Genomic DNA, 26,851 nt, shown 5'->3' on the forward strand with positions numbered 1-26,851 from the left:
TTACAAATTATAATTAGGTTTTTTATAAATAATAATTATGAGTGATAGAATCAAAATTATTTTTAATGTATTTTTTATATTATAGTTGAGTAACTGTAACCTTTTTAGGTATTTTTGGTCTAAACAGTATGATAATGATATTTAGACTAATTGGCGAAAGTTTCAGGTTTGCTTGGGATGCACTTCGTCAGAATAAACTGAGAACTGCGCTATCTTTATTAGGGATAACAATTGGTATTTTTATCATTATTGCAGTTTCAACGGGTGTTGACACCATGCGTAATAAAATTCAAAGTAGTGTAGATAAGTTAGGTTCTAATACTTTATTTGTGCAAAAATGGCCATGGATTTTCAGTGGTAATTTTCCTTGGTGGAAATATGTAAATCGTCCAGAACCATCCTTGAGAGATTACGTAGCGCTTAAAGATCGCATGGATATGGCTCAAGGTGTTTCTTATGAAGTTTCAGCAAATAGCCGTACGTTAAAATACCGTAGTAATTCTGTTGAAGGAGCAAGTTTAAATGCCGCTTCTCAAGAATATGATAAAACTTGGGATTTAGAATTTCAAGATGGAAGATATTTTACTGAAAATGAAGGTAAGTCTGGGTCTCCAGTTTGTATTATAGGGGCTGAAATAGCTGAAGGTTTATTTGATGGTGAAGAGCCTGTAGGTAAACAAATTAAAGTAATGGGGCGGAGGGTTACCGTTGTTGGGGTATTTAAAAAAGAAGGTGAAGATATGATGGGCATGTCGCAAGACAAAAATGTCCTCATACCATTAAATTTGGCAAAAGGTATATTCGATATTAATAATGAAAGATATAATCCTCAAGTTACTGTACGTGGAAAAGAAAATATAGCTTTAGAAGAAGTTGAAGCAGAATTAAAAGGTCAAATGCGGTCTATTCGTCGTTTAAAGCCTGGTCAAGAAGATGATTTTTCTTTAAATAAAACTACTATGCTTTCTAATCAATTAGATATTATGTTTGGTGTTGTAGATATTGCAGGTTTGATCATTGGTGGATTTTCTGTTTTGGTAGGTGGCTTCGGAATTGCAAATATTATGTTCGTTTCTGTAAAAGAGCGTACTAATATCATTGGTATTCAAAAATCTTTGGGCGCTAAAAACTACTTTATTTTATTACAATTTGTGTTTGAGGCTGTAGCATTGTGTTTAATGGGAGGACTTTTAGGATTAGGAATGGTGTATTTACTTACACTTCTATTTACGCATGTTTTTGATGTTGAAGTTATTTTATACTTAAAAAATGTAGCAAAAGGTATCGGATGGTCTGTTGGAATTGGTTTAATTGCAGGTTTTTGGCCAGCATTTTCGGCTTCTCGATTAGATCCTGTAGAAGCAATTCGATCTTAAAGAGAAATATATTTACAAAAAAAGGAGCTCCAACTTGGAACTCCTTTTTTTATGCATAAGCTATTAATTTTTATTTTAGCAATGCTAACGCTTCTTTAATCCTTCTTAATGCTTCAACTAAACTTTCATCAGATGCGGCATAAGATAAACGGATGTAATTGTTATTACCGAATGAATCACCACCTACAGTTGCTACGTGACCAACATTCAATAGATATAAAGCTAAGTCCGCAGAATCTTTAATTACATTGCCATCAGCATCTTTTTTACCAAAGAATGAGCTAATTTCTGGGAAGAAATAAAAAGCTCCATCTGGTAAATTTGTTTTTACGCCTGGTATGTCATTTAATAATTCATAAACTAACTGCCTGCGTCTTGCAAAAGCTTTTTTCATTTCTAAAACCGTTTCTAATCCCTGCTCATAAGCAGCAATACCCGCACGTTGAGCGATAGAGCAAGTTCCAGAAGTCGTTTGTCCTTGCATTTTATCATTAGCAGCCGCAACTTCTTTGCTGGCAGCGATGTAACCTAATCTCCAACCAGTCATTGCAAAAGCTTTAGAAAAACCATTTACAATAATTACACGTTCTTTAATGCTTTCAAATTGTGCAATTGATTCATGTTGATCCACAAAATTAATGTGCTCATAGATTTCATCTGATAAGATAAAAATGTTTGGATGCTTTTCAAAAACTTTAACTAATGCTGCTAACTCAGCTTTGCTATAAACAGAACCTGTTGGATTACAAGGTGATGAAAACATGAAAAGCTTAGTTTTTGGTGTAATTGCAGCTTCCAATTGCTCTGGCGTAATTTTGAAATCACTTTCAATATCAGTATCAATAAAAACCGATTTTCCTTCTGCCAGTATCACCATCTCAGAATAAGAAACCCAATAAGGAGTAGGAATAATTACTTCTTCCCCTGGATTAATTAAAGTTAAGATCACATTTGATAGAGATTGTTTTGCTCCTGTAGAAACCACAATCTGAGAAATATCATAATCTAAATTATTCTCTGTTTTTAATTTATTTGCAATAGCTTGACGTAATTCTGGATAACCTGGAACTGGAGAGTAACGTGTGTAATTCTCATCCAACGCTTTTTTAGCAGCATCTTTTACATGGTCTGGCGTATTAAAGTCTGGTTCGCCAATACTTAAGCTAATTATATTAACACCTTTTGCCGCTAATTCGCGACCAAGTTTTGTCATTTTAAGCGTTGCAGACTCAGATAAGTTGTTGATTCTTTGAGATAAAAAAGTCATAATGTTTTTGTGAATGCGCAAATATAAAAATCGATTGCAATTAGGAACTAAAAAAAGATACTTTTTCTTAAAATTTCATGGTTTAACTGTATTTTTGACTTCTAAAATCTTCAACTTGCAACCTAAAAAGAAAGCCATCCTTATTTCACTTTGTGTTAGTATTACTTTAATGCTAGCTAAATTTGTGGCGTATTTTTTAACAAACTCTAATGCAATTTTAACAGATGCAGCAGAAAGTATTGTAAATGTAATTGCAAGTGCTTTTGCCTTTTATAGTATTTATCTAAGTACTTTACCTAAAGATGAAAATCATCCTTATGGACATGGTAAGGTTGAGTTTTTTTCTGCATTTGTAGAAGGTGTTTTAATAGGTATAGCTGGAATTATTATTGTCTTTAAATCGGGTTATGATTTAATTTATCCAAATGAGATTGGGCAATTATATGATGGTGCCATTATTATTGGTGCTACTGGTTTAATAAATTTAATAGTGGGTTTTTATTTAATTAATACCGGGAAAAAGAACAACTCTATTACTTTAGAAGCCGATGGAAAGCATTTGCTCACTGATTCTATTAGCAGTGGTGGATTAGTTATTGGGATTATTTTAATTCAGTTAACTCAAATTTATTGGTTAGATGGTACAATTTCTATTGTATTGGGTTTGTATATTATTTTTAATGGCTATAAACTAACCAGAAAATCCGTTGGTGGATTAATGGATGAAAGCAACATTGAACTTGTAAAAGACATTGTATTAATTTTACAAAAGAATAGAGAAGATAGCTGGATTGACGTCCATAATTTACGAGCTCAACAGTATGGCGCTGATTTACATATAGATTGCCATGTTACCTTACCTTATTATTTCGATTTAAATACTGTTCACCAAGAAATCTCCAACATAGATAAACTGATTAATTTGTCTGGTAAACATGATACTGAACTATTTATTCACGCAGATCCTTGTTTACCAGCATGTTGTAATTATTGTAAAATGCATAATTGTGGAGTGAGACAAGAAGCATTTAAAGGAGAAATTGAATGGGATATGGAGAATGTAACCAAAAATCAAAAGCATTTTAGTCAATGAGTTATTTTAATGTAAGGGTTTATGGATTGCTAATTAATGCTAAAAATGAAGTTTTACTAAGCGATGAACAGGAGTTTGGTCAAAAATTTACCAAATTTCCTGGTGGAGGATTGGAGTTAGGTGAAGGCTTAATTGATGCACTTAAACGGGAGTTTATAGAAGAATGCAATGCTGAAATTGAAGTAACTGGCCATTTTTATACCACTGATTTTTATGAAAAATCTTCATTTAATGATAGTCAGGTAATTAGCATATATTATTTGGTAAAAGAATTACATCCTTTGAAAATACCATTTAAAACAAATATTTTCGATTTTGATGAAGGTGCAACTCAATCTTTTAGGTGGGTGAGCATTAATAGTATAAATGAAGATGATGTTACTTTTAAAACAGATAAAACAGTCATAAATCTTTTAAAGAAATCAATTACATAGATGGAAGAAAAGATTTTATACTATTTAACTCCAATATTTAAAGTCATCTTATTCTTGATTTTTATTTTCATGTGCTTATTGCCTTTTGGAATAATTACTCAATTTGATTTTATTTCCATTGATAAAAATTCCTTCTTAGCTGAGTTACTTTTAGAGGGATCAACAGTATTAGCAGTGCTAGGTGCACTTTTAATGATTTTTAAAGTTTTCCCAACAATAGATTTTAGAACAGTATTTGTAACCCAAGAAAAATCTGTTTCGGGTTTTTTAAAAGGAAGTTTAATTGGTTTTCTATTAATTGCATTTTGCGCTGGTTTACTCTTGTTAAATGGTAACGTCGTGTTTTCAGCCTCCAAAATTAGCACAGTATTGTTTTTGGGTTATGTTTTGTATTTTATCATAGTTGCATGGTTTGAAGAATTGATGTTCAGGTCATTTCCTTTATTTGCATTTGCAGAGCGATACCCGATTAATATAACTATAATTTTAAATAGTGTATTGTTCGGTCTAATACACCTTGGAAATCCGGGATTTAATGCTGTAGCAATGTTAAATATTACTTTAGCTGGCGCATTATTTTCCATTTATACTTTGCAAAAACGAAATATAAGTTGGGCTGTTGGTATTCATTTTGGTTGGAATTTTTCTCAAGGAATCCTTTTAGGTTATAAAGTTAGTGGCACAGATACAAGCGGATTATTATTAGCCAAGCCTGTTGGTCAAAATTATCTTTCTGGTGGTGTTTTTGGCATTGAGGGTTCTATATTTTGCACAATTGCGTTATCAATTTTAATAATATGGTTATTGATTCGTTATAAAATAGAACCAATAGAAAATGTTTATGAAGAAGATTTTGAGGAAGAAAGCATACTAGAATGAACTTAATAGAACGAGATAAAAAAGTAATTTGGCATCCATATACTCAGATGAAAGATGCACAAAATCCAATTCCAATTGTTAGGGGTGAAGGCGTTTACATTTTTGATGAAGATGGCAATAAATACTTGGATGCAGTATCTTCTTGGTGGGTGACAATTCACGGTCATGCACATCCATACATTGCAGAAAAGGTTTCGGCCCAATTAAAAGAATTAGAACACGTAATTTTTGCGGGCTTTACTCATGAACCCGCTGTACATTTAGCAGAACGATTATTACCCTTATTGCCAGGTAACCAAGATAAAATTTTTTACAGCGATAATGGTTCAACAGCTGTTGAAGTTGCCTTAAAAATGTGTTTACAATATTGGAATAATAAAGGCAACACGCAGAAAAAGAAAGTTTTAGCGTTTAAAGATGCTTATCATGGTGATACATTTGGAGCAATGTCTGTTAGTGGAAGGAGCATTTTTACTAATCCTTTTAATGATTTGTTATTCGATGTAGAGTTTATCGATTTGCCTAACGAGAAAAATATCTCACAGCTCAATTCTCACATCTCAAATCTCTCTTCACAACTTTGCTGTTTTATATTCGAGCCATTAATTTTAGGTGCTGGCGGAATGTTGATGTACGAAGCTAAATATCTTGATGAACTTTTAAAAGTTTGTAAAGAAAATGGTGTTTTGACTATTGCAGATGAAGTGATGACAGGTTTTGGTCGTACGGGTACATATTTTGCGTGTGAGCAATTAACTCATCATCCAGATATATTTTGTTTAAGTAAGGGTTTAACTGGTGGGACAATGCCTATGGGCGTTACAAGTTGCAATGAGAAAATTTTTGAAGCCTTTTTAAGTGACAATAAATTGAAAACTTTATATCATGGGCATTCATTTACTGCAAATCCTGTTGCTTGCGCAGCATCATTAGCAAGTTTAGATATTTTATTGGCTGATGAAACTTTAGCAAATATCAAAAGGGTAGAAGCGCAACATACAGCGTTTTTTAAGAAAATAGAAAATCATCCAAAGGTTAGAACGATAAGACAAACTGGAACTATCATTGCCCTTGAATGGGAAACAGGAAATGATACTTCCTATCTCAGCGAGTTAAGAAATCAACTTTATAATTACTTTTTAGATAAAGGAATTATCCTTCGCCCACTTGGAAATATCATTTATATCTTACCTCCTTATGTTATTTCTAACGATGATTTGGCGTACATTTACAATTCAATTCAACAAGCTTTAGACGAAATATAATATGCAATTAACTTCTATTTTAGAAAATATTGTGAATGATAACTCATTGCATTCCAAATGGTTAAATACCTTATCTTATATGGAGAATGCAGGTGCAAAGAAGATATCTGCTTCAGAGCACAAAGAAGAAGTTACGTTATTAATTTTAAAACATGCTGCAGAAGAACATCGCCATGCCTATTATCTTAAAAAACAATTAGCGAAACTTGATGAAAATGCTTGCAAAACTTATAGCAATGCAGAATTATTAGCGCCAAATCATACCAAATATTACTTAAATACTTTGGATGTTTTGGTTTGTAGGTATTTAAAAAACCACTTCAATCTTTCTGGTTACGATTTAAAATTTGCGGCATATCTCTTTGTAACTTATGCGATTGAAGTAAGAGCAGATGAACTTTATCCGATTTATCAAGACATATTGAGTTCAAAAGAGAGTCGTGTTACGGTAAAATCCATTATTTTGGAAGAGGAAGGCCATTTAGAGGAAATGCTAAATCAGTTAAGAGAATTTTCACCTGATTGGGAAACACACGCAAATGAAATCATTAAAATTGAGCAGCAAATGTTTGAAGATTGGATGATTGGTTTAGCAAAAGAAGTTAATTTGATTTCTAATTAGTATTAAATCAAACTTCCTCTTCTTGTAATTGTTCTTAAACAAACTATACGATCATGTCTAAATTTTCAGAATTAATAAATGGCGAAAAACCAGTATTAGTGGACTTTTTCGCAGAATGGTGTGGACCATGTAAAATGATGGCGCCGATTTTAGATCAAGTTAAAAGCGAAATAGGAGATAAAGCTTCGATTATAAAAGTTGATGTAGATAAAAATAGAAGTGCAGCTTCGGCATATAATGTTCAGGGTGTGCCAACGTTAATTTTGTTTAAAAATGGCAAGCAAATTTGGAGACAAAGTGGTGTTGTTCAAGCTGGTCAGCTTAAAAATTTGATTGAAAGCAATAGTTAAACCTTTATCACTTTTGTTGGTGTAATTGCATACACTTGTTCAGTTGCTTTTGGTTTAACCAAGCTTAAACCTGTAAATGCACTAAAAGCAGGCATTACAGCATAATCGTTTCCAAAGTAAAAGCAGGGAAATTTTAAGCTTTGTTTAGCCTTGCCATAAACAGAAATTCCAGGGTGAATATGTCCACTAATAGGATAAAGGTTTTCTTCTGTACATTTTACAGCATCGTGAATAAAACAGAAATTTTCTGTACAATAGCTAGGGTCTTGAATTTCAATTCCTAATTTTTGATACTGTTTCTGATCCAATTTATCATGGTTTCCTTTAACCAAAACAAATTTCAATGTTGGATATTGTTCTTTCCAATGTTCAAAATCATCAATATCTGTATTCACCTCATGGTGAAACATATCCCCATTTATAAGTAAAGTTTTAGGTTGATACTCATTTAAAAGATCACTTAATCTATTTAAATCGTTTTGAGCAAGGGTAGAAGGTACCTGTAATCCAGCTTTGCGAAAGTGGGCGGCTTTACCCAAATGTAAATCGCTTATAGCTAACAGCTGCTCTTTTGGTAAATAAATGGCTCTCTCTTTAGCTAAAATAAGCTCTTCGTTTCTAATCGTTATCGTCATCTCTCCTTATGGAAACACAAAGTTATGAAATAGATTTTGTTCTCTTCAATGACAATTTATTTAAAAACCTCCACTTTCATTCTTTCAATTCTATTTTCCAATTGTTCAGAACTCATATTAGCACGTAAGCTATCCACTTTTATTGGGAAAGAAAGTGGTGTAAATCTTTTTGGATATGTAATTACAATTGTGCTTTGTTGAATGCGATGTAAAGCAGCAGCTAATCTTGGTTCTTCTAACTGTTGATAAAAAACCTCATCGTAAGCCTGTCGTAATAATAAATTGTGTTTGTCGAAATCGTTAAAGACATTGAAAAATAGTCCAGCAGATGATTGTAAATGTTTATTCGCTACATATTTTCCAGGATATCCTTGGAAAACCAAGCCTGAAATACAAGCAATATCACGGAATTTTCGACGAGCCATTTCTGTGGAATTAATGCTTAGAGAAATATCTTCTGTTAAATTTTCCGGTGAAAAAACTTCATATGCAATAGCATCATCCATTGGAATTTCGATATCACTTAATAGTTCAAAACCATAATCATTCATCGCCAATGAAAAAGTAATGGGTACTAGTTTACTTAATCGATAAGCTACTAAAGCGGCTAAAATCTCATGCACTAATCTACCTTCAAAAGGATAAGCAAAAAGATGAAATCCTTCTTTATTGTTAATCATCTCGATCAATAATTCATCATTTCTTGGTACATGAGAACGTTCTTGTTGCACCAAAAATAATGGATAAACCACATCTAATTCTTCTTCTTGATGTGTTTTATCTAATACCTCGTTATATTTTTTCCTTAAAACCGATCCCAAATTAGAAGATAAGGGCAACCTGCCTCCTAACCAACTTGGCGACATGGCTTTCTTCTGTTTGCTTTTTCGAACGATAACAGTCATATCTTTAATGTGAACAAAATCTAAAATCCGTCCTGCTAGGGTAAAACTATCTCCAGCTTTGAGTTTAGAAACGAAATATTCTTCTATCATCCCAATATATCCGCCAGATAGAAATTTTACTTTCAGCATAGCATCACTTACAATAGTTCCTATGTGTAACCGGTGACGCATAGCGATTTGTCTGCTTTTTACTTTCCAAAGGCCATCTTCTTCATCTTTTGCAACTTTTTTAAATTCTTGATAAGCAGTTAAACTATCTCCACCAGAGGTGATAAATTGCATCACCCAATTCCATTCTTCTGGCAATAACATTTTAAAAGCATGAGTGTTTTTTACTTCTTCGTAAACGGTTTTATCATCAAATCCATCACCAATGGCAAGCGTAACCAAATATTGAATGAGCGTATCAAAAACCATAATTACAGGCTCTCTACTTTCTATATTATTTTCTTTTGCCGCTTCTTTAATCGCAGCAGCTTCCACTAATTCTAATGCATGGGTTGGTAAGAAATAGATTTTAGAGGTTTCTCCTGGAGAGTGCCCCGAACGGCCAGCTCTTTGCAAAAACCTTGCAACACCTTTGGGTGAACCGACTTGAACTACGGTATCAACAGGTTTAAAATCTACACCTAAATCTAGAGAGGAAGTGGCAATAACAGCTTTCAATAAGCCAGTATGTAAAGCGTCTTCAATCCAGTTTCGCAGCTCAAAATCTATGGAACCATGATGAATAGCAATTCTTCCTGCCAATTCTGGTTCAATATTCAGTAAATGTTGATACCACATTTCAGACTGACCACGGGTATTGATGAAAATTAAAGTGGTTTTACTTTTTTCTATGATTGGAAGTAATTTGTACGCCAGTTTTAATCCTAAATGCCCTGCCCAGGGTAGCGTTTCAATATCATCTGGTAAAATAGATTTGATAACAATTTTTTTATTCAGTTTTGCTTTGATAATTGTCCGCTTAGCATTTACATCTGGCTCAATAACATCTAAAGCCTCTTCTATATTGCCAATTGTTGCTGAAATGCCCCAAACTCTTAAATGTTGTGTTTTTGCATTTTTTTGTAATCCTTTAATTCTTGAGATAGCTAATTCTACCAAAACCCCACGTTTACTACCTAACAATTCGTGCCACTCATCTGCTACAATACATTTTAAACTTTCAAACAATGTTGATGAATTTTTTTGCGCCAATAAAAGATGCAAGCTTTCGGGAGTAATTAGTAAAATTTCTGGCATCGATTTCTTTTGCTGTAATTTCTCCGCCTGAGTGGTATCACCATTTCTAACGCCTACATGCCAATCGAGTTCTAATTCTGCTAAAACTTCTCGCATTGCTCTTGCAATATCTTTTGCAAGTGATCTTAATGGTGTTATCCAAATGAGTTGTAAACGATCTTTAGCTCTTTTCTTATCTTTTACCTCTGCTAAGTTTATTCCTTCAATTACTACAGCTAAAAAAAGAGAAAACGTTTTTCCGAAACCTGTTGGAGCGTTTACTAATCCACTATAGCCTTTAGCATAAAAACTCCAAGCTTCTTCTTGAAACTTGAATGGTTTTTTGCCGTCTTTTTTAAGCCATTCGAGAACTTGCTGATAACCTTTTGTTTTAGCTATGCTCATAATGTAGAATATAATAGCTGTCTTAGGTCATCCAAGGTATTAATTTCATCTGCTTTTTTATCTTTTCGCCATCTTGCGATACGAGGAAAACGTAAAGCTAATCCTGCTTTATGTCTTTTACTTTCAGCTATTCCTTCAAAAGCAATCTCAAAAACTAATTCTGGTTTTACTGTTCTAACGGGTCCGAATTTTTCTATTGCATTTTTATTTACAAATGAATTTACTTCTTTAATTTCTTTATCAGTTAAACCAGAGTATGCTTTTGCTATAGTAATTAATTGTTCCCCATCTCTCACTGCAAAGGTGTAATCAGTATAAAAATTAGCTCTACGTCCGCTTCCTTTTTGGGCATAAATCATAACCGTATCAATAGTGTAAGGATTTATTTTCCATTTCCACCAATCGCCACGTTTGCGACCTGTATGAAACACAGAATCTAATTTTTTCAGCATAATGCCTTCGCTATTAATTTCTCTAGAAGTTTTTCTAAGCTCAGCCAATTTTTCCCAACTATCAAATTCTATTACTGGAGATAACAACACAATGTTTTTAGTCTGGAGTTTTTTAATCACATCAACTAAAATCAATCTTCTTTTTAATAATGGTTCTTGCCTAATATCTTTTGCATCAAACTCTAAAATATCATAAGTAAAGAAGCCAATTGGCGCATCATTCAATTGGGATTTATTTATCGTTTTACGATTTAATCTTTGTTGTAAAATGCTAAATGATTGTACATTCCCATCCTTAACAGAAAGTATTTCTCCATCTAAGACAGATCCATCTGGTAGCTCTTCCTTTAGAAAATGTAATTCCGGAAATTGATCTGTAACCAATTCTTCTCCACGCGACCAAATGAATAATTCTCCATTTCGTTTTACAATTTGGCCACGTATACCATCCCATTTCCATTCGGCTTGCCAAGCATTAGTTTCCCCTAGGTTTTCTGGCTCAGTTTCTAAAGCATATGCTAAACAGAAAGGGTAGGGCCAACTATTATCGGTATTTACATGAGCTCCAGCGATTAATTCCTTGTAAGTAATTTCATTAGGTAACCACTTGCCCATAATGCTGTGCATAATTTTACTGCTATCTTCTTCATTCTGTTTGGCAATAGCATTAACCAGCATTTTGTTAGAAACACCAATTCTAAAATTTCCTGATATTAATTTGTTAAATATGAAACGTTCTTGCGTGTTTAAACTATCCCATGCATTTAGAATATACGCTTTTTTAACCTCATCTGTTTCTCCATTTAGTTGGGCAAGCTCAGTAATCCATTGATTTAGTGGCTTTTCTATTGTATTTTTTGCTGGCGGAAGAACCAAAGCGATGGTTTCACTTAAATCGCCAACACTACTGTAACTTTCAGAAAATAACCATTCTGGTATTCCACTTAATTCAATTGCCCATTGTTTAATTAATGCTGTATTTACTGGTCTTTTTGGTCTTTTTCCAGTAAACATAGCAATTACATGGGGCTTATCTTTATCATCAGCTTCTGTAAAATAAGAAACCAATGCGGCAATTTTATCATTGGTTTTGTTGCTGAGTTCTAATTCTTGGATCAGTTGTGAAAATCGCTTCATTTACTTTCTTCTTTAAGTGGGTTTTCATTTGCCTCTCCAATAATTTCATCATCTTCTGCGCCATATTTGGTTAATACTTCTTCAGAATTAATACCGATTTCATTTAAGTATTTAGAAAAAACTGCTGTAGAACCATGTGTGACAAAAACTTTTTCTGCTTCTGTTGCTTTAATAGCAGATAATAAACCTGGCCAATCTGCATGATCGCTTAAGGCAAATCCTGCATCAGCACTTCTCCATCTTCTACCAGCTCTTACGGCCATCCAACCAGAACAAACACCAATTGCGGGTTGCTGCAAGCTTTTTACCCATCTGCCATCAGCTAATGCTGGTGGAATAATTACAATTCCTTTTTGTAACTCGTCTTTTTTAATTTCAGAAGTAATTCTTATGGTTTCTGGTAGTTCTATACCAACTTCTGCAAAACCTTCATTTAAATTTGCAATAGAATTATGTACATATATTGGATATTCACCAGCTAAATTTTTGATTAGCCTTTGTGCTTTGCCTAAACTATAAGCCACTAAAATGCTAGTTTTGCCTTTATGGTTATTGTCTTTTACCCAATTTTTAATTTGCCCAAATATTAACTCTTGTTGTTCCCAAGTATAAATTGGTAAACCAAATGTACTTTCGGAAACAAAAGTATGGCATTTTACAGGTTCAAAAGCAGTGCTAATTCCATCGTATTCTACTTTATAGTCTCCAGAAACCACACAAATTTCTCCCTTATATTCTAATCTTATTTGCGATGAGCCGATTACGTGGCCCGCTGGAAAAAGACTTAGTTTTATGCCGTTAATGTTTATTTCTTTGTGATATGGTAAGGTTTGAACATTGTTTTCTAGTCCATATCGTTGCTTTAAAATTGGTTTAGTTAATTCGTGGCATAAATAATTTTTATTACCCCACTTTACATGATCTGCATGTCCATGTGTGGTTACTGCAAAATCTACAGGATGCCAAGGGTCAATGTAAAAATTGCCTTGTTTGCAGTAAATACCTCGATTTGTAAATTCAATTAAGCTCATTAAGTTATACAACAAATGGCTATTGACATAAGTTTTACTAATTATTATCGGGTATTTAGCCGATAAATTAGATTATCGGGTAATTAGCCGATATTTTGAATTATCGTGTATTTACCCGATATTAGATTTATGATAGCTGTAATAACTGGAGATATAATTAATTCTAGAGCATTGCCAGAAGAATGGATAAGTACCCTTAAAAGTGCTTTAGAAGGTTTATTTGGTAAAAATATTAATTGGGAAATATTTAGGGGAGATAGTTTTCAGATAGAATTAAATGCAAAAGATGCATTAATAAATGCGATATATATTAAGGCGTGTATTAAAACCTTAAAAAAAGCAGATGTCAGGATAGGAATTGGTATTGGTAAAAAAAGTACGAATTCAACAAAGGTGACAGAAGCCAATGGCGAGGCTTTTGTAAATTCTGGCTTTGCTTTTGATACCTTAAAAGTAAACAAGGTAAATATGGCATTGAAAACCCCTTGTAAAGCTTTTGATGCTAACTTTAATTTGCTTATTAAATTTGCATTAATTGCAATGGATAATTGGGGGCCTATTAGTGCGGAAATGATAAAATATGCCATCGAAAATAAAAACCTTAAACAAGATAAAATTGCTAAAATATCTGGTAGAAGCCAATCGTCAGTTAGTGAAGCCTTAAAAAGAGGGCATTATGCCGAAATTATAGAGTTGGAAAATAAATATAGAAACGAGGTAGTTAAATTAATTAAAAAATAATGGCACTTGCTTTACTTAAATTGTTGATGGCTCATATTTTAGGAGATTTTTTCCTGCAACCAAATTCATGGGTAATAGATAAAGAGAAAAGAAGATTAAAATCGGGAAAATTATACCTCCATATTGCACTTCATATTGCTTTAATTTTTTTGATGTTTTGCTCTTTAACAATTTGGAAAGTAGCATTAATTATAGGTTTTATGCATGGTATAATTGATGTCACTAAGCTTATTTTCCAGAAAGCACAAACCAAAAGAATTTGGTTCTTTGTAGATCAGTTTTTACACATAGCAGTAATCCTTATTTGTTGGCAATATATTTATCATTCAAGTATTAATATAGCATTCTATTTACAATCAGATCAGTTATGGCTATTCTTATTAGGTGCTTTGTTTTTAACCTCGCCAGCAGCCATATTTATTAGAGTAATTATTGCCAAATGGATTCCAAGCAAAGCGTCTACCTCATTACAAGATGCAGGAAAGTTTATTGGCATTTTGGAACGCTTACTTATTTATCTTTTTGTTTGCACCAATCATTTTGAAGCTGTTGGTTTTTTACTAGCGGCTAAATCTATTTTTAGATTTGGTGATTTAAAGGAAGCCCATGACATTAAGCTTACCGAATACGTGCTAATTGGCACTTTATTGAGTTTTGGTATTGCATTAATTGTAGCAATGGCTGTTATAAATATATAATTTTTTTTGAAACGCAATTGCATCACCATAATTAATAGTAATCCAGCTTTTTGCTTTACTCGCTGCGCAACGTATTCGCTTCAATCTGGGCTATTTAACTTAGGCTTGTGCAAGGAACCGTAAATAGTTATAAAAACCTGTGTAAATTAAATCTGAACGAAGTGGAAAGCCCACAGTTGAGGAACGAAACGAGGACTTGAAACAAAGTGCAGGACGAATGTTGATAGAATTACTGAAATTGCTTTTCAATAAAAAAGCCTCAAATATTAACTTGAGGCTTTTTGTTTTTATAATTGAATTATCTTGCTCCTGGTGGGCAATACTCTTTTAAGAATTTAGTATAAGTTAACGCTAAATGTTCACTTGTTCCAGCACCTTCAAAAATACCGTGTGTACGATTTGGATAGCTCATCATTTGGAATACTTTCTTGTTTTTAATTAATTCGTTAATTAACATTTCTGCATTTTGATAATGAACATTATCATCTCCTGTGCCATGGATGTATAACAAATTTCCAACCAAGTTTTTAGCATATGTAATAGGAGAGCCTTTTACGTAAGCTTCTGTAGTAGGGAAAGGAGTACCCATATAACGTTCTTGGTAAATATTATCGTAAGTTAATTGGTTGGCAACAGCAGCTACAGCAATACCAGTCTTGTAAATGTCTGGATATTGGAATAACAAGTTTAAGGTAGAAGAACCACCACCGCTCCAGCCGTGAACAGCAACACGATCTTTATCCATAAATGAATAAGTCGCTAATAATTTCTTAGTAGCCATTGCTTGATCGCGAATATTGATTACACCGATATTTTTGTAAATCGCTTTTCTCCATGCTGCACCTTTTGGAACTGGAGCACCACGATTATCCATCGAAATGTAGATATAACCATCTTTAGCCATATCACCTACATATAAGCCATTTCTACCAGCGCCCCAAACATCTGCAGCAGTTTGTGAAGCAGGTTCGCCATAAACATAAAAAACAACTGGGTATTTTTTAGTTGCATCGAAATTATCTGGTTTTTTCATCCAACCATCCATTTCTACTCCATCTTCTGTAGTTACTTTAAAGAACTCTACTTTATTCTTAGGTGGCGTTTGTTTAGCTAGTTGGTTTGTTATACTTCCCTCCATGGTTAATGGATTGTTAGTCGCAAAATTCATCCACTCTGTTACTGGAGAGACAACCGAGCTATTGTAGCTATGACGAGCAAATAAGCCATTTGGCGAAATTGAATAACTGTGTGTGCCAGGTAAAATAGAAGGGGTTACCATTTCTAGTTTTCCTTTTCCATCTAATTTAGTTTTGTAAAGATATTTTTGAGTAGCATTTGTTGGCGAAGCCATGAAATAAACTGTGTTATTTTTCTCGTTAATTAAGTTAACGCTAATTACATCATAGTTACCTTTTGTAATTAATGTTTCTTTCTTACCATCTCTGCTAACGCGATATAAGTGGGTATAGCCATCTTTTTCGGTTTGATACACAAACTCTTTATTGCCATTTAACCAAACAAAATCATCTTGTGGATCTATCCAAGCTTTATTATTTTCTTTATATATTTCACTTACTGAGCCATTTGTAGCATTTGCAATAAACAATTTGCTCTCATTTTGCTCACGATTTAATTGTTGTAAAATAACTTCATTTGTATTAGGAATCCAATCCATGCGAGGAATGTAATGCTGGATATTATCACCAGGAACTGCTAACCAATTTGTTTTTGCAGTTGCGATATCAACTATACCTATTTTGCATGAAGATGGATCTTGACCAACTTTAGGGTATTCTACCGGAACTGTAAAGGGATAAATTGAGTCTGTATTGTTAATCATTAAAAAGTTTTTGATTTTGGTAGCATCAATTTGCCAATAAGCAATGGATTTACTATCAGGAGCCCATCTAAAACCATCTAAACAATTAAATTCTTCTTCATAAACCCAATCAAACGTACCGTTAATCATTCGAGAGGTTCCATCTGTAGTCAAAGCTTTAATTACTCCGGTAGTTAAGTCTTCTACATAAATGTTGTGTTCGCTCACGTAAGCCACCTTAGTTGCATCTGGAGAAAATTTGGCAAACATTAATGAAGAAGCAGGTTTACCTTTTCCAATTTGTTTTAAAGTATTATTTGCAATATCTGCTACCCAATAGTCACCACGACTATCTTGACGCCAAACTCTTTTAGTATTGGTATAAATAAGTGCTTTTGTTCCATCCTCCGTTAATTGAAAACTCCTTACATTTAAAGGACTTGAAGCATTTGCTGGAGTAAGTAAAGCTCTCCCAATTATTGTTTTGCGCTCACTTTTTGGTAAAGTAATGGTGACGATTTCTCCACCTGCGTTTTGATAATAACTGTTCCCATCTTTGGTCCAGTTAATACCGCCTCTTTGTGCTTTTACATTGCCATTGCCAATGAAGGCTATAATTGCAATAGCAATAAATAGTTTTGTTAGTTTCATACTATAGTTTTATAAATTGTTGATATACAGATTGTAAATAGGATTTACCTAATTTAAGGTTTATGTTTGTTTGAATACTATCTTTTGGATGGCTATTGTACAAAATATTTTTTCCAATGTTATCAAATGTAACACAATGGTTATCATTAATAAAACCTAAACCGTTATCCCAACTAAAAAAAGCAAAATGTTTACTATAAGGATTAAGTAGATTTTTACTCCACGAAAAATCCTTGTGTGGAATATTTAATTGAGCTAAAAGTGTAGCAGCAACATCTTGTTGACTTCCAATTTTATCAAATTCTTTTCCTTGATATTTATCTTTAATTACATCTCCATAAAACAGTAATGGAATGTGATACCGTTGAGGTTGAAAAATCTCAAACTTGTTTTTTGGATACAAATGCCCGTGATCGGCAACAAAAATAAATAACGTGTTTTTATACCAATTTTGCTTTCTTGCTTTTGATAAATAGTCATTTATACATGAATCCGTATAATAAGCTGTGCTTTTAAACTTTTGAATAATTTCTTTATTTCCGAACTTTGGTTTTGTAGGTAATTCGAAAGGTTCATGATTAGTTAACGATAAAATGGTAGAAAAGAAAGGTTGCTTTTCCTGACTTATCTCTTGTAATTGCCTGTTAAAAACAAGTCCATCATAAGCACCCCATTTAGAGTTCATGTCTTTTTTATCGAAACTATTTTTATCAATCAATTTTTGATAATTATGACTTAAGAGAAATGCTTTATAATTATCAAATTCAGATTCTCCTCCGTAATAGAATGAAAGTTGGTAATTGTTTTGGTAAAGCTTCTGGCTAATTGCAGGTATTTTTTGCATTTTTTCAGGCCATTTAACTATACTTCCTGTGCCTAAAGTTGGAAAGCCACTCAATGTTCCAATTAAACCTTTATCCGTACGATTTCCAGCTGAGTAAATATTAGTGAATAAAACTCCTTTATTTATTAAACTGTCAAAATTAGGGGTAATGCCATCTTCATTGCCTAATTTTTTTGTTAAATCTGCTGTAAAACTTTCCAAAATAAATAAGATAATATTAGGTTTTTGAGTTTTTAAGATGGAAATAGTGGTGTCTTTTTCAACCTTATATAATGCAGAAACTTGTTTATCTGCAGTTGCATTATCAAAATATAAGTAGGGGTTTTTATTCGTTTTTGTAGATGCTAGTATACTTGAGATTAAGTTCCATTCTGTATTTAATGAAGCATGGTTTAAAATTTCATATTTCGAAAAATATGCCATACTCTGATTATTCGGAGCCACATCAATACCACCTCTGATTAATAAAAAATTAAATCCGAGTAGTAAAACAACTACAATAGATTTTAACCATATTGGAGTTTTAACAAAAATTATTTGTTTCTTAATTAAAATAAAATTAAGATAAAAACCAGATCCAATTAATATTACCCAAATAAACATGGAAAATAAGAAAGGGGAAGAACCGCTTGAAGCCATTGCTTCTTTTGGCGTTTCTATAATTGGAGCTAAAGCGCTGTGATTTATCTTAATACCCCATTCGCGATAGGTGTTGAAATTAACAATTGAGAAGAAACCGAAAATAGTAACTAAAATTTTATTGTAAATAGATAGCCATTTAAAATTGACTAATGTTCTTTTAGAAAAATACCAAAAAATAAAAATTAACAATGGAATTACTGCAATATAAGCAGCCATTGAAAAATCTAATCTTAAAGCATAATAGAAAGTTGATATTCTTTCTTCAAAAGGTATTTCTCTTAGTTTTTTATGGAAAATACAAAGAAAAACTAATCTGTCTATTGCAAAAAACAATAACCAAAACAGAAAAAAACGAGCAAAAAAAATCAGGTTTTTAAACATTGGCGCAATTTAATAAAAGCCACGAATAAAAACCTGATTTACGAAAAGGATTATTAGCGATTATTCGCCACCACCACGTTGCAACGCCATGATTTCTTCCATTGTTTTAACTTCGTAACCTTTTGGAACTTCTAATGTAAGTGGGCCAACTTTTTCTTCATTAATACCTTTAACTGTTAAGGTAGCTTTAACGCCTTGTTGAAAACGAGTAAATTTAAGCAATGTACCTTTTACATCTTTAAACTCCTGACCTGAAAAACCTGTAGGTAATTCTACATCATTAGTAGCCCAAAGTTCATAAGTACCACCTTTATCATCTTTGTAAGTATATTTTTCTGCATTATAACTGCCAATCATTTTTTTCTCACCAGTAGCTTTAAAATCGCTCATTTTTGGGGAAGCTGCATTTGCCTTGTCATAATCTTCTTTAGTTTGTTTAACCGCATACTGCCATTGTGCAACAGGAACATCGATTAAAAGAAGTCCAGTATTTGAAGCTAAATCTCTAAATACAGAAATAGTTGCAGGTCCTTGTTCGATTTCAATTTTAGAAATAGGACCATTAAATTTTACTTTTGTTTCTGATGGTAGTTGAGCAGCCATAGGTTCTTGTTCTGCAGTTAAAGCATAATCCATAGTATAAGTTACAGAACCTTCAGTTATTTTTTTTTGTGCATGAGCGTAAATAGCAGAGCTAATTAAGATAGCGGCTAAAACACCAGTTTTCATAGATTTAAACATATTATTTTCAGATTTAATTTACCATTTAGTTTTTTCTTTATTTAGAAAGGATGATACGCCTTTTTTAAAATCATCGCTTTCCCTCACTCTTGCATTAATTTGTACAGCCATTTCCAAACTCTTTTCTAATCCTAAATTAGTAGTTTGATTAATGAGTTGCTTGGTTACCATTAACGCGTTCGCAGAGGTATTGTTACACAAATCTACTGCAAAATTATTTACACTTTGAGCAATATCTTCTTTTTTTGTTACAAAAGTTATTAAGTTATATTTTAGTGCCTCTTCCGCGGAAAATAAATTACCAGTCAGTAGAATCTTTTTTGCTATAGTTTCGCTTGTCTTGCGCATTAAAAAGCAAGAAACTAATGCTGGAACAAAACCTAACTTAACTTCTGTATAACCGAAATTTGCCTCAGGAACTGCAAAAATAATATCGCAAACAGTTGCTAAACCACATCCGCCAGCAATTGCATGACCTTCTACTTGAGCAATTACAATTTTTGGTAAATAGCAAATTGTTGTAAAGAGATTTTTTAAGCGATTAGAATCTGCTAAATTTTCTTCATAAGAATTTTGCTGTAATTGTTGTAAATAAGCAAGATCTGCACCTGCACTAAACGTATCTCCATTCGCTTTTAAAATAATCACTTTAACGTCATCATCCTCAGCTGCTTTTAGCAAATGATCAGTTAATAGAGTTACCAATTCTGGATTTAAAGCATTGCGTTTATCAACACGATTAAGTGTAATAGTTGCAATTCTATCTTTAACATTATATAAAACAAGTTCTTCAACCATGCTATTTGAATACCTTAAGGTCTATCAAATATGAATTATTTTTCTTTAAAATATGTGATTGTAACTGAAATTTATTTGCATCTTGTTCATAACGTTTAATCATATAATCTTTATTAGTTGCATCTACTAGCAAAGTTGAAAATAGCACTTCATTGCGTAAATCTAATACGTTTTTTCGTGGATTTTGATGTAACCAAACACTTTCAAACTTAGGTAATTGATCAATTTTTTTATAGTTAAAATCATCATCCAATAATAGAATATGATATTGATGAAATACTAGTTGATGTTCTTTTTTTATGAAGGATTTTAATGCAGTATCCTGTTCCCATTTCACAAAGTGGATGTTTGTAATTTGCATTTGATCTAACGCAGGTTTAACAAAAAAATCATAATTTTTATTGCTTCCATCTAAATCAGTTAAAAGAACTGCTTCGTTTCCCTCTATAAAAGCTGCAGCATAGTTTTTACGAAGACTAAAAAACAAAATCTTTTGTTGTTTGGATGCCGATATTTTATAATAGGCTGCAAATGACTGAAAAACCAAAATACATAGTAAAGAAACTATAAGTAGCTTTTTCTTGTAATTTACTAATGCTATGGTGAAAATAATCAACGTAAAGCTTAGCAAAATTAACTGCCATTGATTTAACCATATAGATGTAATGCCAGAAAATGGTAGATTGGCAATCCATTTTAGACCACTATTAGTAAAATTAATTATCCATTCAAAAATTGGCGCTAAAAAATAGAGTCGGAGCATTAAAATCCCAATTCCTAAATACATCATTGCAGTTAATGGAAGTAGAATAAATAGATTACTGAAAATGAAATACAACGGAAACTGATGAAAATAATAAATGCTCAATGGAAAAGTAGCAATCTGAGCCGCTAAACTTAATGCAACAGTTGCCCATAGTTTATCTAACCATTTATTTTTAATATAAAACCATTTATAAATTTTGGGTTGTAAATAAATTAATCCAAAAACTGCTAAAAATGAGAGTTGAAAACCAACATCCCATATTAAGAAGGGATTATATAATAATAAACAAAAAGCAGTAAATGCTAATATATTATAACTATTACTGTTTTTATTGAATGCTTTAGCCAATATATAAACAGTTAGCATAATTGCTGAACGGAGAACAGATGGTGAAAATCCTGTTAAGAGTGAATAATACCAAATTAAAAACGAGATAAGTAGGAGTTTAAAAATTTTCAATAGCCTTTTCTTATCCAAGAAGAATAAAGCCCAATTTAAAAATATGTAAATAATACCGACATGCATGCCTGAAACAGATAGGGCATGTATTGTTCCTGTTTTACTGTAAGCAGCCAATGTTTCCTTACTTAAATCTGCTCTATAACCTAAAACTAAAGTAGATGCAACAGCAAATGCTTCATCATTATGGATCAATTTTCTATAAATCTCAACCTGTCTTTTTCTTACTTCAATAGCATATTTTATAATTGGATTACTTTTATTACTGTTTAGTTTTACTAAATGATTTTGATTTATAAATGTCTGATGATATATGTTTTTAGTAGCCAACCATGCTTTGAAATCAAATTCAGATGGATTGTATGATGGTTCTACAGGTAAATTCTTTGAAGAAACTATCAATTCATCACCATATTTTAATTTAACAGGATTTAAACTATCAACTTTCAGCGCAATTAATAGTTTTCCACTTAAGGTTTCAGGTCTATTAAATTTATATCCTGTAGTTACGACAACTTCAAACCGAACGATATCATTAGTCTGCTGTGGTTCATCATTTACCCAGACTTTTAAATAGTCAAATGAACGATTGGCGTGGTATTCTTCTTTTAATGATTGTGTGTTTAATAAACAAACTAGTCCGCCAAGTACAAAGCAAAAAAAATAGAAAATTATGCCAGTTACCCCCTTAAAATTATAAGCTTTTAGTTTTTTGTAAAAATTATTAACTGCGATTAAATAAACTAGCAGTATAACGCATAATGTTAATGATAAAGTAATTAGCAAATCGTTCTGAAAATTATAAGCGCAACAGATTCCGATTATAAAAGGAAGTAAAATTCTTACAAAAACAATTTCAGATTTAAATGTCAAAATTGATAACGTAATTGAAGTTTTATATCTGTTTTTTTATTGCCAATAATTTCATCTAATCCTGTTCCAACTGTTTCAACTTTGTTATAATGAAACATCGCATATTTTGCCCAAATATCTACGCGTTTTATAAGCTTATACTTAAGATTTACATACGTTCTAAATCCTTTTCCATTATACATTCCAAATGTAAAGTTGTACAATACATCGTCTTCATAAGCATAAATTCTACTGTTAAAAGTTGGAGTATTAAAATATGCTAATCTCAGGTTTCCCGAAATTTTCGAAAATAATGGTGAATAATTTATATCTTGATAAATCAGATAACCAAATTCGGGTTTAGCACTTCCTTTTTTAAATTGAGAAACCTCTAATCGGTTTTGAAAGCTAAATGATTTATTAAAACGCCAGTTTACATCGCCACGATAAGATTCCTTTTTTACATCATCTAAATAGTTAATTGGAACTTCTAAATCTGTATTTTGTTGCTTTAATTCCGATTTATATCTTAAAACTGCTTTAAATGTTTTCGTAGGTGTAAAGGTGATCTGACCTAATACTTCATAACCATCTGAAGGAGCATCAACTCTAAATTTTAACCATGGAAATTTAAAATAATCAGCATAAACTGCAATTGTCCAAGCTTTTACAGGCGTGATGTTTAACCCAGCGTAAAATCCTTTTTCATTTATTGCTTCACTAGCTTCGGCAGTTGCCTGATTAAAGAAATTATGATAATTAGAGTCGTAATTCCTGTGCAAAATTACTGCAGACACTTTTGAAGAAAGGCTTACCAAAGCACCATTAACATATGCTAAACCCCCACTTAAACTTTTACCTGCTTCGCCAAAAAAATAAATATTTTTATAGGTGTAATTATAATGTAAACCTACATTAGTTAATGTTTTACCTGTAAAATTATAATATCGATAAACTTCATTTCCTGTTATAAACTCTTTATTATATATAGAATGATAAGCGACTGCACCGACGGTTAAATTATTTTTTTGGTATTGAATAACACCCCCAAACAACTGCTGATCTAAACTATTTTTATTTTTAATTTCAGTAGTTGTTCTGTGCAAACCGGTTTCATTGGTGTTTGAAAGTACCTCATCTCCAACACTATTTACGTTTAAACTTGCATCTAGTTTTCGATAGGATAAAAAAGGAGTGAAATCTATATGTTTAGCGACAGTAATTGTTGTGGCAATTCCTCTAAAAAAGGAGTATTCATTTGAGGAAGTGTAAGGTTTTAAACCTACATCTTTTTTAGCCACACTTGTTACATCTGGTGCTTTTCCAAAAGCGAAACCCGACCACAATGTTAATCCTTGACCAAATTGCATGTTATAATCACCTATGATTATTTTTTTAAATATTCCATTGTTAAATAAAGCAATATGAGCAGATTGATAATCTAATAGGAATTGTTTAGTTCCTCTTAAGAATTGCTCTCCAGCATCTTTCTCGAAAATTAGTGAAGCAGAAATGCGATTGGAGAAATTATATTTATATCGAATTAAAAGTCTTTCCTGAGAACCTATGTAATGGCTACCAGGTAAATCAGTAAAACCTTTTGGTTTTTCTAGCACTCTTCCAAAACGCATTACTAAATCATTATCACCTAAATTTCTTAGATTTCTATAGGTAATTCTGTCTTCTAAATCTGATTGTTTTAATGTTACGAAGGGCAAAAGTCTTTCTATAGTTTTAACATCAAAATCTGGGATACTTTGTAATTCTAAAATGTCTACCAATTTGCCATTAGCTTTTAAGTGAGAAAAAAGATTGCTGATTTGTAATGGGGATAAAAATATCAGGCCTTTTAATTCTTCTGGATTTGTATGATTTAAATTGATGGGATGCTTTTTTAAAAAAACCAATCTATCTTCCAATTCAGAAAGATCATAATCATCAGGCAAATTTTCGGCTAAACTTTCAATCAGGTCTTTAATAAAAGTATCTTCATTAGTTTGCGCCTTTGAAACGTAACTAATCAGCATTAGCAGGAGTAAAATCTTAAAACGCATAAGCTAAAGCAATTTGAGGAGTATAACCTAAATGTATATCGCTTTCTACAGCCATATCCATTACAAATTTTTTGAAATTTAATCCGAACCCTGCATAATGTTTAAATGGTTTTGTAGTTAAACCTCCTCTTAAACTAATAAGGCTTAATAATTTATAATCTATACCCAAACCAACATTGATAGATGTATTAAATTCCTTGCTTATTGTAGTTGCGATTAAAATTTTATCAGATGCTTTATAAGATCCGCCAATTTGCATACTACTTGCAATTTTTGTTTCTATTTCTTTACTGCTGTATTTTTGAAATGATGGATTACTTAAACTAAGTCCTAAAGTAATTTGCTTAGTCAATTCATACATTCCTCCCACATCAATTGAAAAACCAGTTGTTGAGCCGTAATTGCTTATTTTTATTTGATGGTAGTTTCCTTTTAGGGCAATTGATAATTTATTTCCAAATCTTTTGGCTAATACTAAACCCGCTTTAATTTCATTATATGCGGTAATTCCATAACGATTAAAACTTGCACCTAAATAATTATTTTTTAAAGGTAAAACGAATGCTATGGCTTGATTACTTAGTTCATTATCAATTGAATACTTCGTGTAATTTATGGCAAGAGTAGGAGATCCTACATCGGCTATGCCTGATACATTGCCATTTAAGCTCCATATATCTTTAACTGCCACATAGTTATTGCCCATTGCTGTTAATTTTGGGCCAAAATTGTTTTGGGCAAAGCAAAAATTAATGCTAATTGAAAGCATTAAAAAAGGTATAAATTGTTTATTCATAGGTTTAGGTAAACCAATGTAAACAAAATATAATTAAAATATAAATAATTATTTTAAAATTAAATTATGATATAATTAATTTTTCAATATTTAATTTCTTGTTAAGAAAATAAATTTACTTGTAAGCAATAAATTTTTCTATTAGATTTTTATTTAAATTTTAAATTAAAAATTTTTCATTTCAATTATAAAATGAATTTTAAATATTAGTTTGGATTACCTTAAATAATTTTAATAAATGTTCTGTGCTATTTTTTGTCATTAAGAAATCGATTAATTTTAATTAGTAATTATTTACATTTTGTAATGATAAACTTCCTATTTACATTTATTAAAAAGATCGTAACTTAAATATTTCGTATGAATTTTAAATCTACATTACCTTTAATTTTAATTATAGCATCATTAACCGCTTGCAATTCTCAAAAGAAAAACTCGCCGGATGACGGTTTGGCCAATGATAGTTCGAAAAATGTAACGCTCGTTGCAGATTCCTTTAAAAATGTAATAGACGGTAAACAGACTGCTTTATATATTTTGAAAAACTCAAATAATGCCGAAGCTAAGTTTACCAATTATGGTGCAAGATTAATTAGTCTACTTATTCCGAATGCTAAAGGTCAATTAATTGATGTCGTTGTGGGTTTTAATAGTGTAAATGCTTATCAAAAATCTACAGAACCTTACTTTGGAGCAACTATTGGTCGATACGGAAATCGCATTGCTAAAGGTAAATTCAATTTAGATGGTAAAGCTTATTCGCTTTATGCTAATAATGGTCTAAATACTTTACATGGTGGTAAAAAAGGTTTTCAATATGTGGTTTGGGATGTAAAACAACCCAATAATCAAATTATAGAATTTACCTATTTATCGAAAGATATGGAAGAAGGTTTTCCAGGTAATTTGAAAGTTAAAGTAACGTATACTTTAACAGATAATGATGAATTAAAAATGGATTATCAAGCTTCTACTGATAAAACAACAGTTGTAAATTTAACAAACCATGCTTTTTTTAACTTAAATGGTGAGGGAAGCGGTACTATTTTAAATCATAGCTTACAGATTTATGCAGAAAATTATTTACCAGTTGATTCTGGCTTAATTCCGACAGGAAAAATAGAAAAAGTTATAGGTACACCATTTGATTTTACTAAGCCAACTACTATTGGTGCGAGAATAAATGATAAAAATGAGCAGTTAAGTTATGGGAAAGGTTATGATCATAATTACATTTTAAATAAAACAAAAGCTTTAAATATGTTTCACGCAGCAACTGTAAAGGGAGATAAGTCTGGAATTGTAATGGATATTTATACAGTAGAACCGGGCTTGCAATTTTACAGCGGTAATTTTATGCAAAGTAATAACACATTTAAAAATGGTGCTAAAGACGATTTTAGGACTGCATTTTGTTTAGAAACTCAGCACTTTCCAGACTCACCAAATCAGTTAAATTTTCCGACAACAACACTAAAACCTGAAGAAATATACAAGACTAGTTCTATTTATAAATTCTCAAATTAGGAGTAAT

The 26,851-nt window shown here is 31.9% G+C and carries 22 protein-coding genes; 10 read left to right on the plus strand and 12 right to left on the minus strand.

The features are described 5' to 3' along the window. The first annotated feature begins 128 nt into the window (after nt 1-128). Nucleotides 129-1,376: an ABC transporter permease gene (locus tag HQN85_RS03050; RefSeq protein ID WP_173268871.1), complete on the plus strand. Its 1,248-nt coding sequence runs from the start codon at nt 129-131 to the stop codon at nt 1,374-1,376. Between the two features lie 70 nt (nt 1,377-1,446). Here the strand turns inward: HQN85_RS03050 and HQN85_RS03055 are convergent, their stop codons facing one another. Continuing rightward, nucleotides 1,447-2,643 (minus strand): pyridoxal phosphate-dependent aminotransferase, encoded by a 1,197-nt coding sequence (locus HQN85_RS03055; protein WP_173268872.1) that lies wholly within the window; start codon nt 2,641-2,643, stop codon nt 1,447-1,449. Between the two features lie 169 nt (nt 2,644-2,812). On the opposite strand from HQN85_RS03055, the gene HQN85_RS03060 reads away from it, so the two are divergent. The 6 genes from HQN85_RS03060 to trxA are packed head-to-tail and all read left to right on the plus strand — an operon-like array spanning nt 2,813 to nt 7,286. Beyond that, nucleotides 2,813-3,736 (plus strand): cation diffusion facilitator family transporter, encoded by a 924-nt coding sequence (locus HQN85_RS03060; protein WP_246249636.1) that lies wholly within the window; start codon nt 2,813-2,815, stop codon nt 3,734-3,736. Next, a complete protein-coding gene (locus HQN85_RS03065; protein ID WP_173268874.1) occupies nt 3,733-4,170 on the plus strand; it encodes an NUDIX domain-containing protein in 438 nt (145 codons plus the stop codon). The genes HQN85_RS03060 and HQN85_RS03065 overlap by 4 nt, the downstream gene beginning before the upstream one ends. Continuing rightward, nucleotides 4,171-5,049, plus strand: a complete 879-nt coding sequence (locus HQN85_RS03070) for a CPBP family intramembrane glutamic endopeptidase (protein WP_173268875.1) — start codon at nt 4,171-4,173, stop codon at nt 5,047-5,049. After that, on the plus strand, nt 5,046-6,314 hold the full coding sequence (gene bioA, locus HQN85_RS03075) for an adenosylmethionine--8-amino-7-oxononanoate transaminase (RefSeq protein WP_173268876.1): 1,269 nt from the start codon (nt 5,046-5,048) through the stop codon (nt 6,312-6,314). The genes HQN85_RS03070 and bioA overlap by 4 nt, the downstream gene beginning before the upstream one ends. Nucleotide 6,315: 1 nt before the next feature. Next, nucleotides 6,316-6,936, plus strand: a complete 621-nt coding sequence (locus HQN85_RS03080) for a hypothetical protein (RefSeq protein ID WP_173268877.1) — start codon at nt 6,316-6,318, stop codon at nt 6,934-6,936. Nucleotides 6,937-6,989: 53 nt separating this feature from the next. Further along, nucleotides 6,990-7,286, plus strand: a complete 297-nt coding sequence (gene trxA, locus HQN85_RS03085) for a thioredoxin (protein ID WP_173268878.1) — start codon at nt 6,990-6,992, stop codon at nt 7,284-7,286. On the opposite strand, the gene pdeM is transcribed toward trxA, so the two are convergent. The 4 genes from pdeM to HQN85_RS03105 are packed head-to-tail and all read right to left on the minus strand — an operon-like array spanning nt 7,283 to nt 13,075. Then, nucleotides 7,283-7,921: a ligase-associated DNA damage response endonuclease PdeM gene (gene pdeM, locus HQN85_RS03090; protein WP_173268879.1), complete on the minus strand. Its 639-nt coding sequence runs from the start codon at nt 7,919-7,921 to the stop codon at nt 7,283-7,285. The genes trxA and pdeM overlap by 4 nt on opposite strands. Nucleotides 7,922-7,977: 56 nt before the next feature. Beyond that, complete coding sequence (locus HQN85_RS03095; RefSeq protein WP_173268880.1) at nt 7,978-10,455, minus strand: ligase-associated DNA damage response DEXH box helicase; 2,478 nt, start codon at nt 10,453-10,455, stop codon at nt 7,978-7,980. Next, a complete protein-coding gene (locus HQN85_RS03100; RefSeq protein WP_173268881.1) occupies nt 10,452-12,044 on the minus strand; it encodes an ATP-dependent DNA ligase in 1,593 nt (530 codons plus the stop codon). The genes HQN85_RS03095 and HQN85_RS03100 overlap by 4 nt, the downstream gene beginning before the upstream one ends. Further along, on the minus strand, nt 12,041-13,075 hold the full coding sequence (locus HQN85_RS03105; protein ID WP_173268882.1) for a ligase-associated DNA damage response exonuclease: 1,035 nt from the start codon (nt 13,073-13,075) through the stop codon (nt 12,041-12,043). Before HQN85_RS03105 ends, HQN85_RS03100 begins: the two co-directional genes overlap by 4 nt. Before the next feature lie 129 nt (nt 13,076-13,204). Between HQN85_RS03105 and HQN85_RS03110 the strand changes: the two genes are divergently transcribed. Together HQN85_RS03110 and HQN85_RS03115 are read left to right on the plus strand one after the other, a co-directional pair. After that, nucleotides 13,205-13,816: a SatD family protein gene (locus HQN85_RS03110; protein WP_173268883.1), complete on the plus strand. Its 612-nt coding sequence runs from the start codon at nt 13,205-13,207 to the stop codon at nt 13,814-13,816. Then, the gene (locus HQN85_RS03115; RefSeq protein ID WP_173268884.1) at nt 13,816-14,514 is read left to right on the plus strand and encodes a DUF3307 domain-containing protein; all 699 of its coding nucleotides are present in this window, start codon (nt 13,816-13,818) and stop codon (nt 14,512-14,514) included. The genes HQN85_RS03110 and HQN85_RS03115 overlap by 1 nt, the downstream gene beginning before the upstream one ends. A 298-nt stretch (nt 14,515-14,812) precedes the next feature. On the opposite strand, the gene HQN85_RS03120 is transcribed toward HQN85_RS03115, so the two are convergent. From HQN85_RS03120 to HQN85_RS03150, 7 genes are read right to left on the minus strand one after another with little or no spacing between them, the layout of a single operon-like run. Then, nucleotides 14,813-16,984 carry a S9 family peptidase gene (locus tag HQN85_RS03120; protein WP_173268885.1) on the minus strand — a complete coding sequence of 724 codons (2,172 nt, stop codon included), beginning with the start codon at nt 16,982-16,984 and terminating at the stop codon, nt 14,813-14,815. A 1-nt stretch (nt 16,985) separates the two neighbouring features. After that, a complete protein-coding gene (locus tag HQN85_RS03125) occupies nt 16,986-18,851 on the minus strand; it encodes an LTA synthase family protein (protein WP_173268886.1) in 1,866 nt (621 codons plus the stop codon). 60 nt (nt 18,852-18,911) lie between these two features. Continuing rightward, complete coding sequence (locus HQN85_RS03130) at nt 18,912-19,592, minus strand: hypothetical protein (protein WP_173268887.1); 681 nt, start codon at nt 19,590-19,592, stop codon at nt 18,912-18,914. Nucleotides 19,593-19,610: 18 nt separating this feature from the next. Next, the gene (locus tag HQN85_RS03135; protein WP_173268888.1) at nt 19,611-20,390 is read right to left on the minus strand and encodes an enoyl-CoA hydratase/isomerase family protein; all 780 of its coding nucleotides are present in this window, start codon (nt 20,388-20,390) and stop codon (nt 19,611-19,613) included. Nucleotide 20,391: 1 nt separating this feature from the next. Next, nucleotides 20,392-22,488, minus strand: coding sequence for a ComEC/Rec2 family competence protein (locus HQN85_RS03140; protein WP_216847212.1), 2,097 nt, complete (start codon nt 22,486-22,488; stop codon nt 20,392-20,394). Then, nucleotides 22,485-24,494 carry a helix-hairpin-helix domain-containing protein gene (locus HQN85_RS03145; protein ID WP_246249596.1) on the minus strand — a complete coding sequence of 670 codons (2,010 nt, stop codon included), beginning with the start codon at nt 24,492-24,494 and terminating at the stop codon, nt 22,485-22,487. The genes HQN85_RS03140 and HQN85_RS03145 overlap by 4 nt, the downstream gene beginning before the upstream one ends. A 16-nt stretch (nt 24,495-24,510) precedes the next feature. Beyond that, nucleotides 24,511-25,317: a PorV/PorQ family protein gene (locus tag HQN85_RS03150; RefSeq protein WP_173268891.1), complete on the minus strand. Its 807-nt coding sequence runs from the start codon at nt 25,315-25,317 to the stop codon at nt 24,511-24,513. 360 nt (nt 25,318-25,677) lie between these two features. Between HQN85_RS03150 and HQN85_RS03155 the strand changes: the two genes are divergently transcribed. Further along, the gene (locus tag HQN85_RS03155) at nt 25,678-26,844 is read left to right on the plus strand and encodes an aldose epimerase family protein (protein ID WP_173268892.1); all 1,167 of its coding nucleotides are present in this window, start codon (nt 25,678-25,680) and stop codon (nt 26,842-26,844) included. Nucleotides 26,845-26,851 lie beyond the last annotated feature (7 nt).

Source organism: Pedobacter boryungensis, from assembly GCF_013204825.1.
Taxonomy (GTDB): domain Bacteria; phylum Bacteroidota; class Bacteroidia; order Sphingobacteriales; family Sphingobacteriaceae; genus Pedobacter; species Pedobacter boryungensis.

Excerpts from the sequence above, each read along its gene's own strand:
- HQN85_RS03050 (WP_173268871.1), top strand. The coding sequence starts at position 129 with ATGATAATGATATTTAGACTAATTGGCGAAAGTTTCAGGTTTGCTTGG.
- HQN85_RS03055 (WP_173268872.1), bottom strand. The coding sequence starts at position 2,643 with ATGACTTTTTTATCTCAAAGAATCAACAACTTATCTGAGTCTGCAACG.
- HQN85_RS03060 (WP_246249636.1), top strand. The coding sequence starts at position 2,813 with ATGCTAGCTAAATTTGTGGCGTATTTTTTAACAAACTCTAATGCAATT.
- HQN85_RS03065 (WP_173268874.1), top strand. The coding sequence starts at position 3,733 with ATGAGTTATTTTAATGTAAGGGTTTATGGATTGCTAATTAATGCTAAA.
- HQN85_RS03070 (WP_173268875.1), top strand. The coding sequence starts at position 4,171 with ATGGAAGAAAAGATTTTATACTATTTAACTCCAATATTTAAAGTCATC.
- bioA (WP_173268876.1), top strand. The coding sequence starts at position 5,046 with ATGAACTTAATAGAACGAGATAAAAAAGTAATTTGGCATCCATATACT.
- HQN85_RS03080 (WP_173268877.1), top strand. The coding sequence starts at position 6,316 with ATGCAATTAACTTCTATTTTAGAAAATATTGTGAATGATAACTCATTG.
- trxA (WP_173268878.1), top strand. The coding sequence starts at position 6,990 with ATGTCTAAATTTTCAGAATTAATAAATGGCGAAAAACCAGTATTAGTG.
- pdeM (WP_173268879.1), bottom strand. The coding sequence starts at position 7,921 with ATGACGATAACGATTAGAAACGAAGAGCTTATTTTAGCTAAAGAGAGA.
- HQN85_RS03095 (WP_173268880.1), bottom strand. The coding sequence starts at position 10,455 with ATGAGCATAGCTAAAACAAAAGGTTATCAGCAAGTTCTCGAATGGCTT.
- HQN85_RS03100 (WP_173268881.1), bottom strand. The coding sequence starts at position 12,044 with ATGAAGCGATTTTCACAACTGATCCAAGAATTAGAACTCAGCAACAAA.
- HQN85_RS03105 (WP_173268882.1), bottom strand. The coding sequence starts at position 13,075 with ATGAGCTTAATTGAATTTACAAATCGAGGTATTTACTGCAAACAAGGC.
- HQN85_RS03110 (WP_173268883.1), top strand. The coding sequence starts at position 13,205 with ATGATAGCTGTAATAACTGGAGATATAATTAATTCTAGAGCATTGCCA.
- HQN85_RS03115 (WP_173268884.1), top strand. The coding sequence starts at position 13,816 with ATGGCACTTGCTTTACTTAAATTGTTGATGGCTCATATTTTAGGAGAT.
- HQN85_RS03120 (WP_173268885.1), bottom strand. The coding sequence starts at position 16,984 with ATGAAACTAACAAAACTATTTATTGCTATTGCAATTATAGCCTTCATT.
- HQN85_RS03125 (WP_173268886.1), bottom strand. The coding sequence starts at position 18,851 with ATGTTTAAAAACCTGATTTTTTTTGCTCGTTTTTTTCTGTTTTGGTTA.
- HQN85_RS03130 (WP_173268887.1), bottom strand. The coding sequence starts at position 19,592 with ATGTTTAAATCTATGAAAACTGGTGTTTTAGCCGCTATCTTAATTAGC.
- HQN85_RS03135 (WP_173268888.1), bottom strand. The coding sequence starts at position 20,390 with ATGGTTGAAGAACTTGTTTTATATAATGTTAAAGATAGAATTGCAACT.
- HQN85_RS03145 (WP_246249596.1), bottom strand. The coding sequence starts at position 24,494 with ATGCTGATTAGTTACGTTTCAAAGGCGCAAACTAATGAAGATACTTTT.
- HQN85_RS03150 (WP_173268891.1), bottom strand. The coding sequence starts at position 25,317 with ATGAATAAACAATTTATACCTTTTTTAATGCTTTCAATTAGCATTAAT.
- HQN85_RS03155 (WP_173268892.1), top strand. The coding sequence starts at position 25,678 with ATGAATTTTAAATCTACATTACCTTTAATTTTAATTATAGCATCATTA.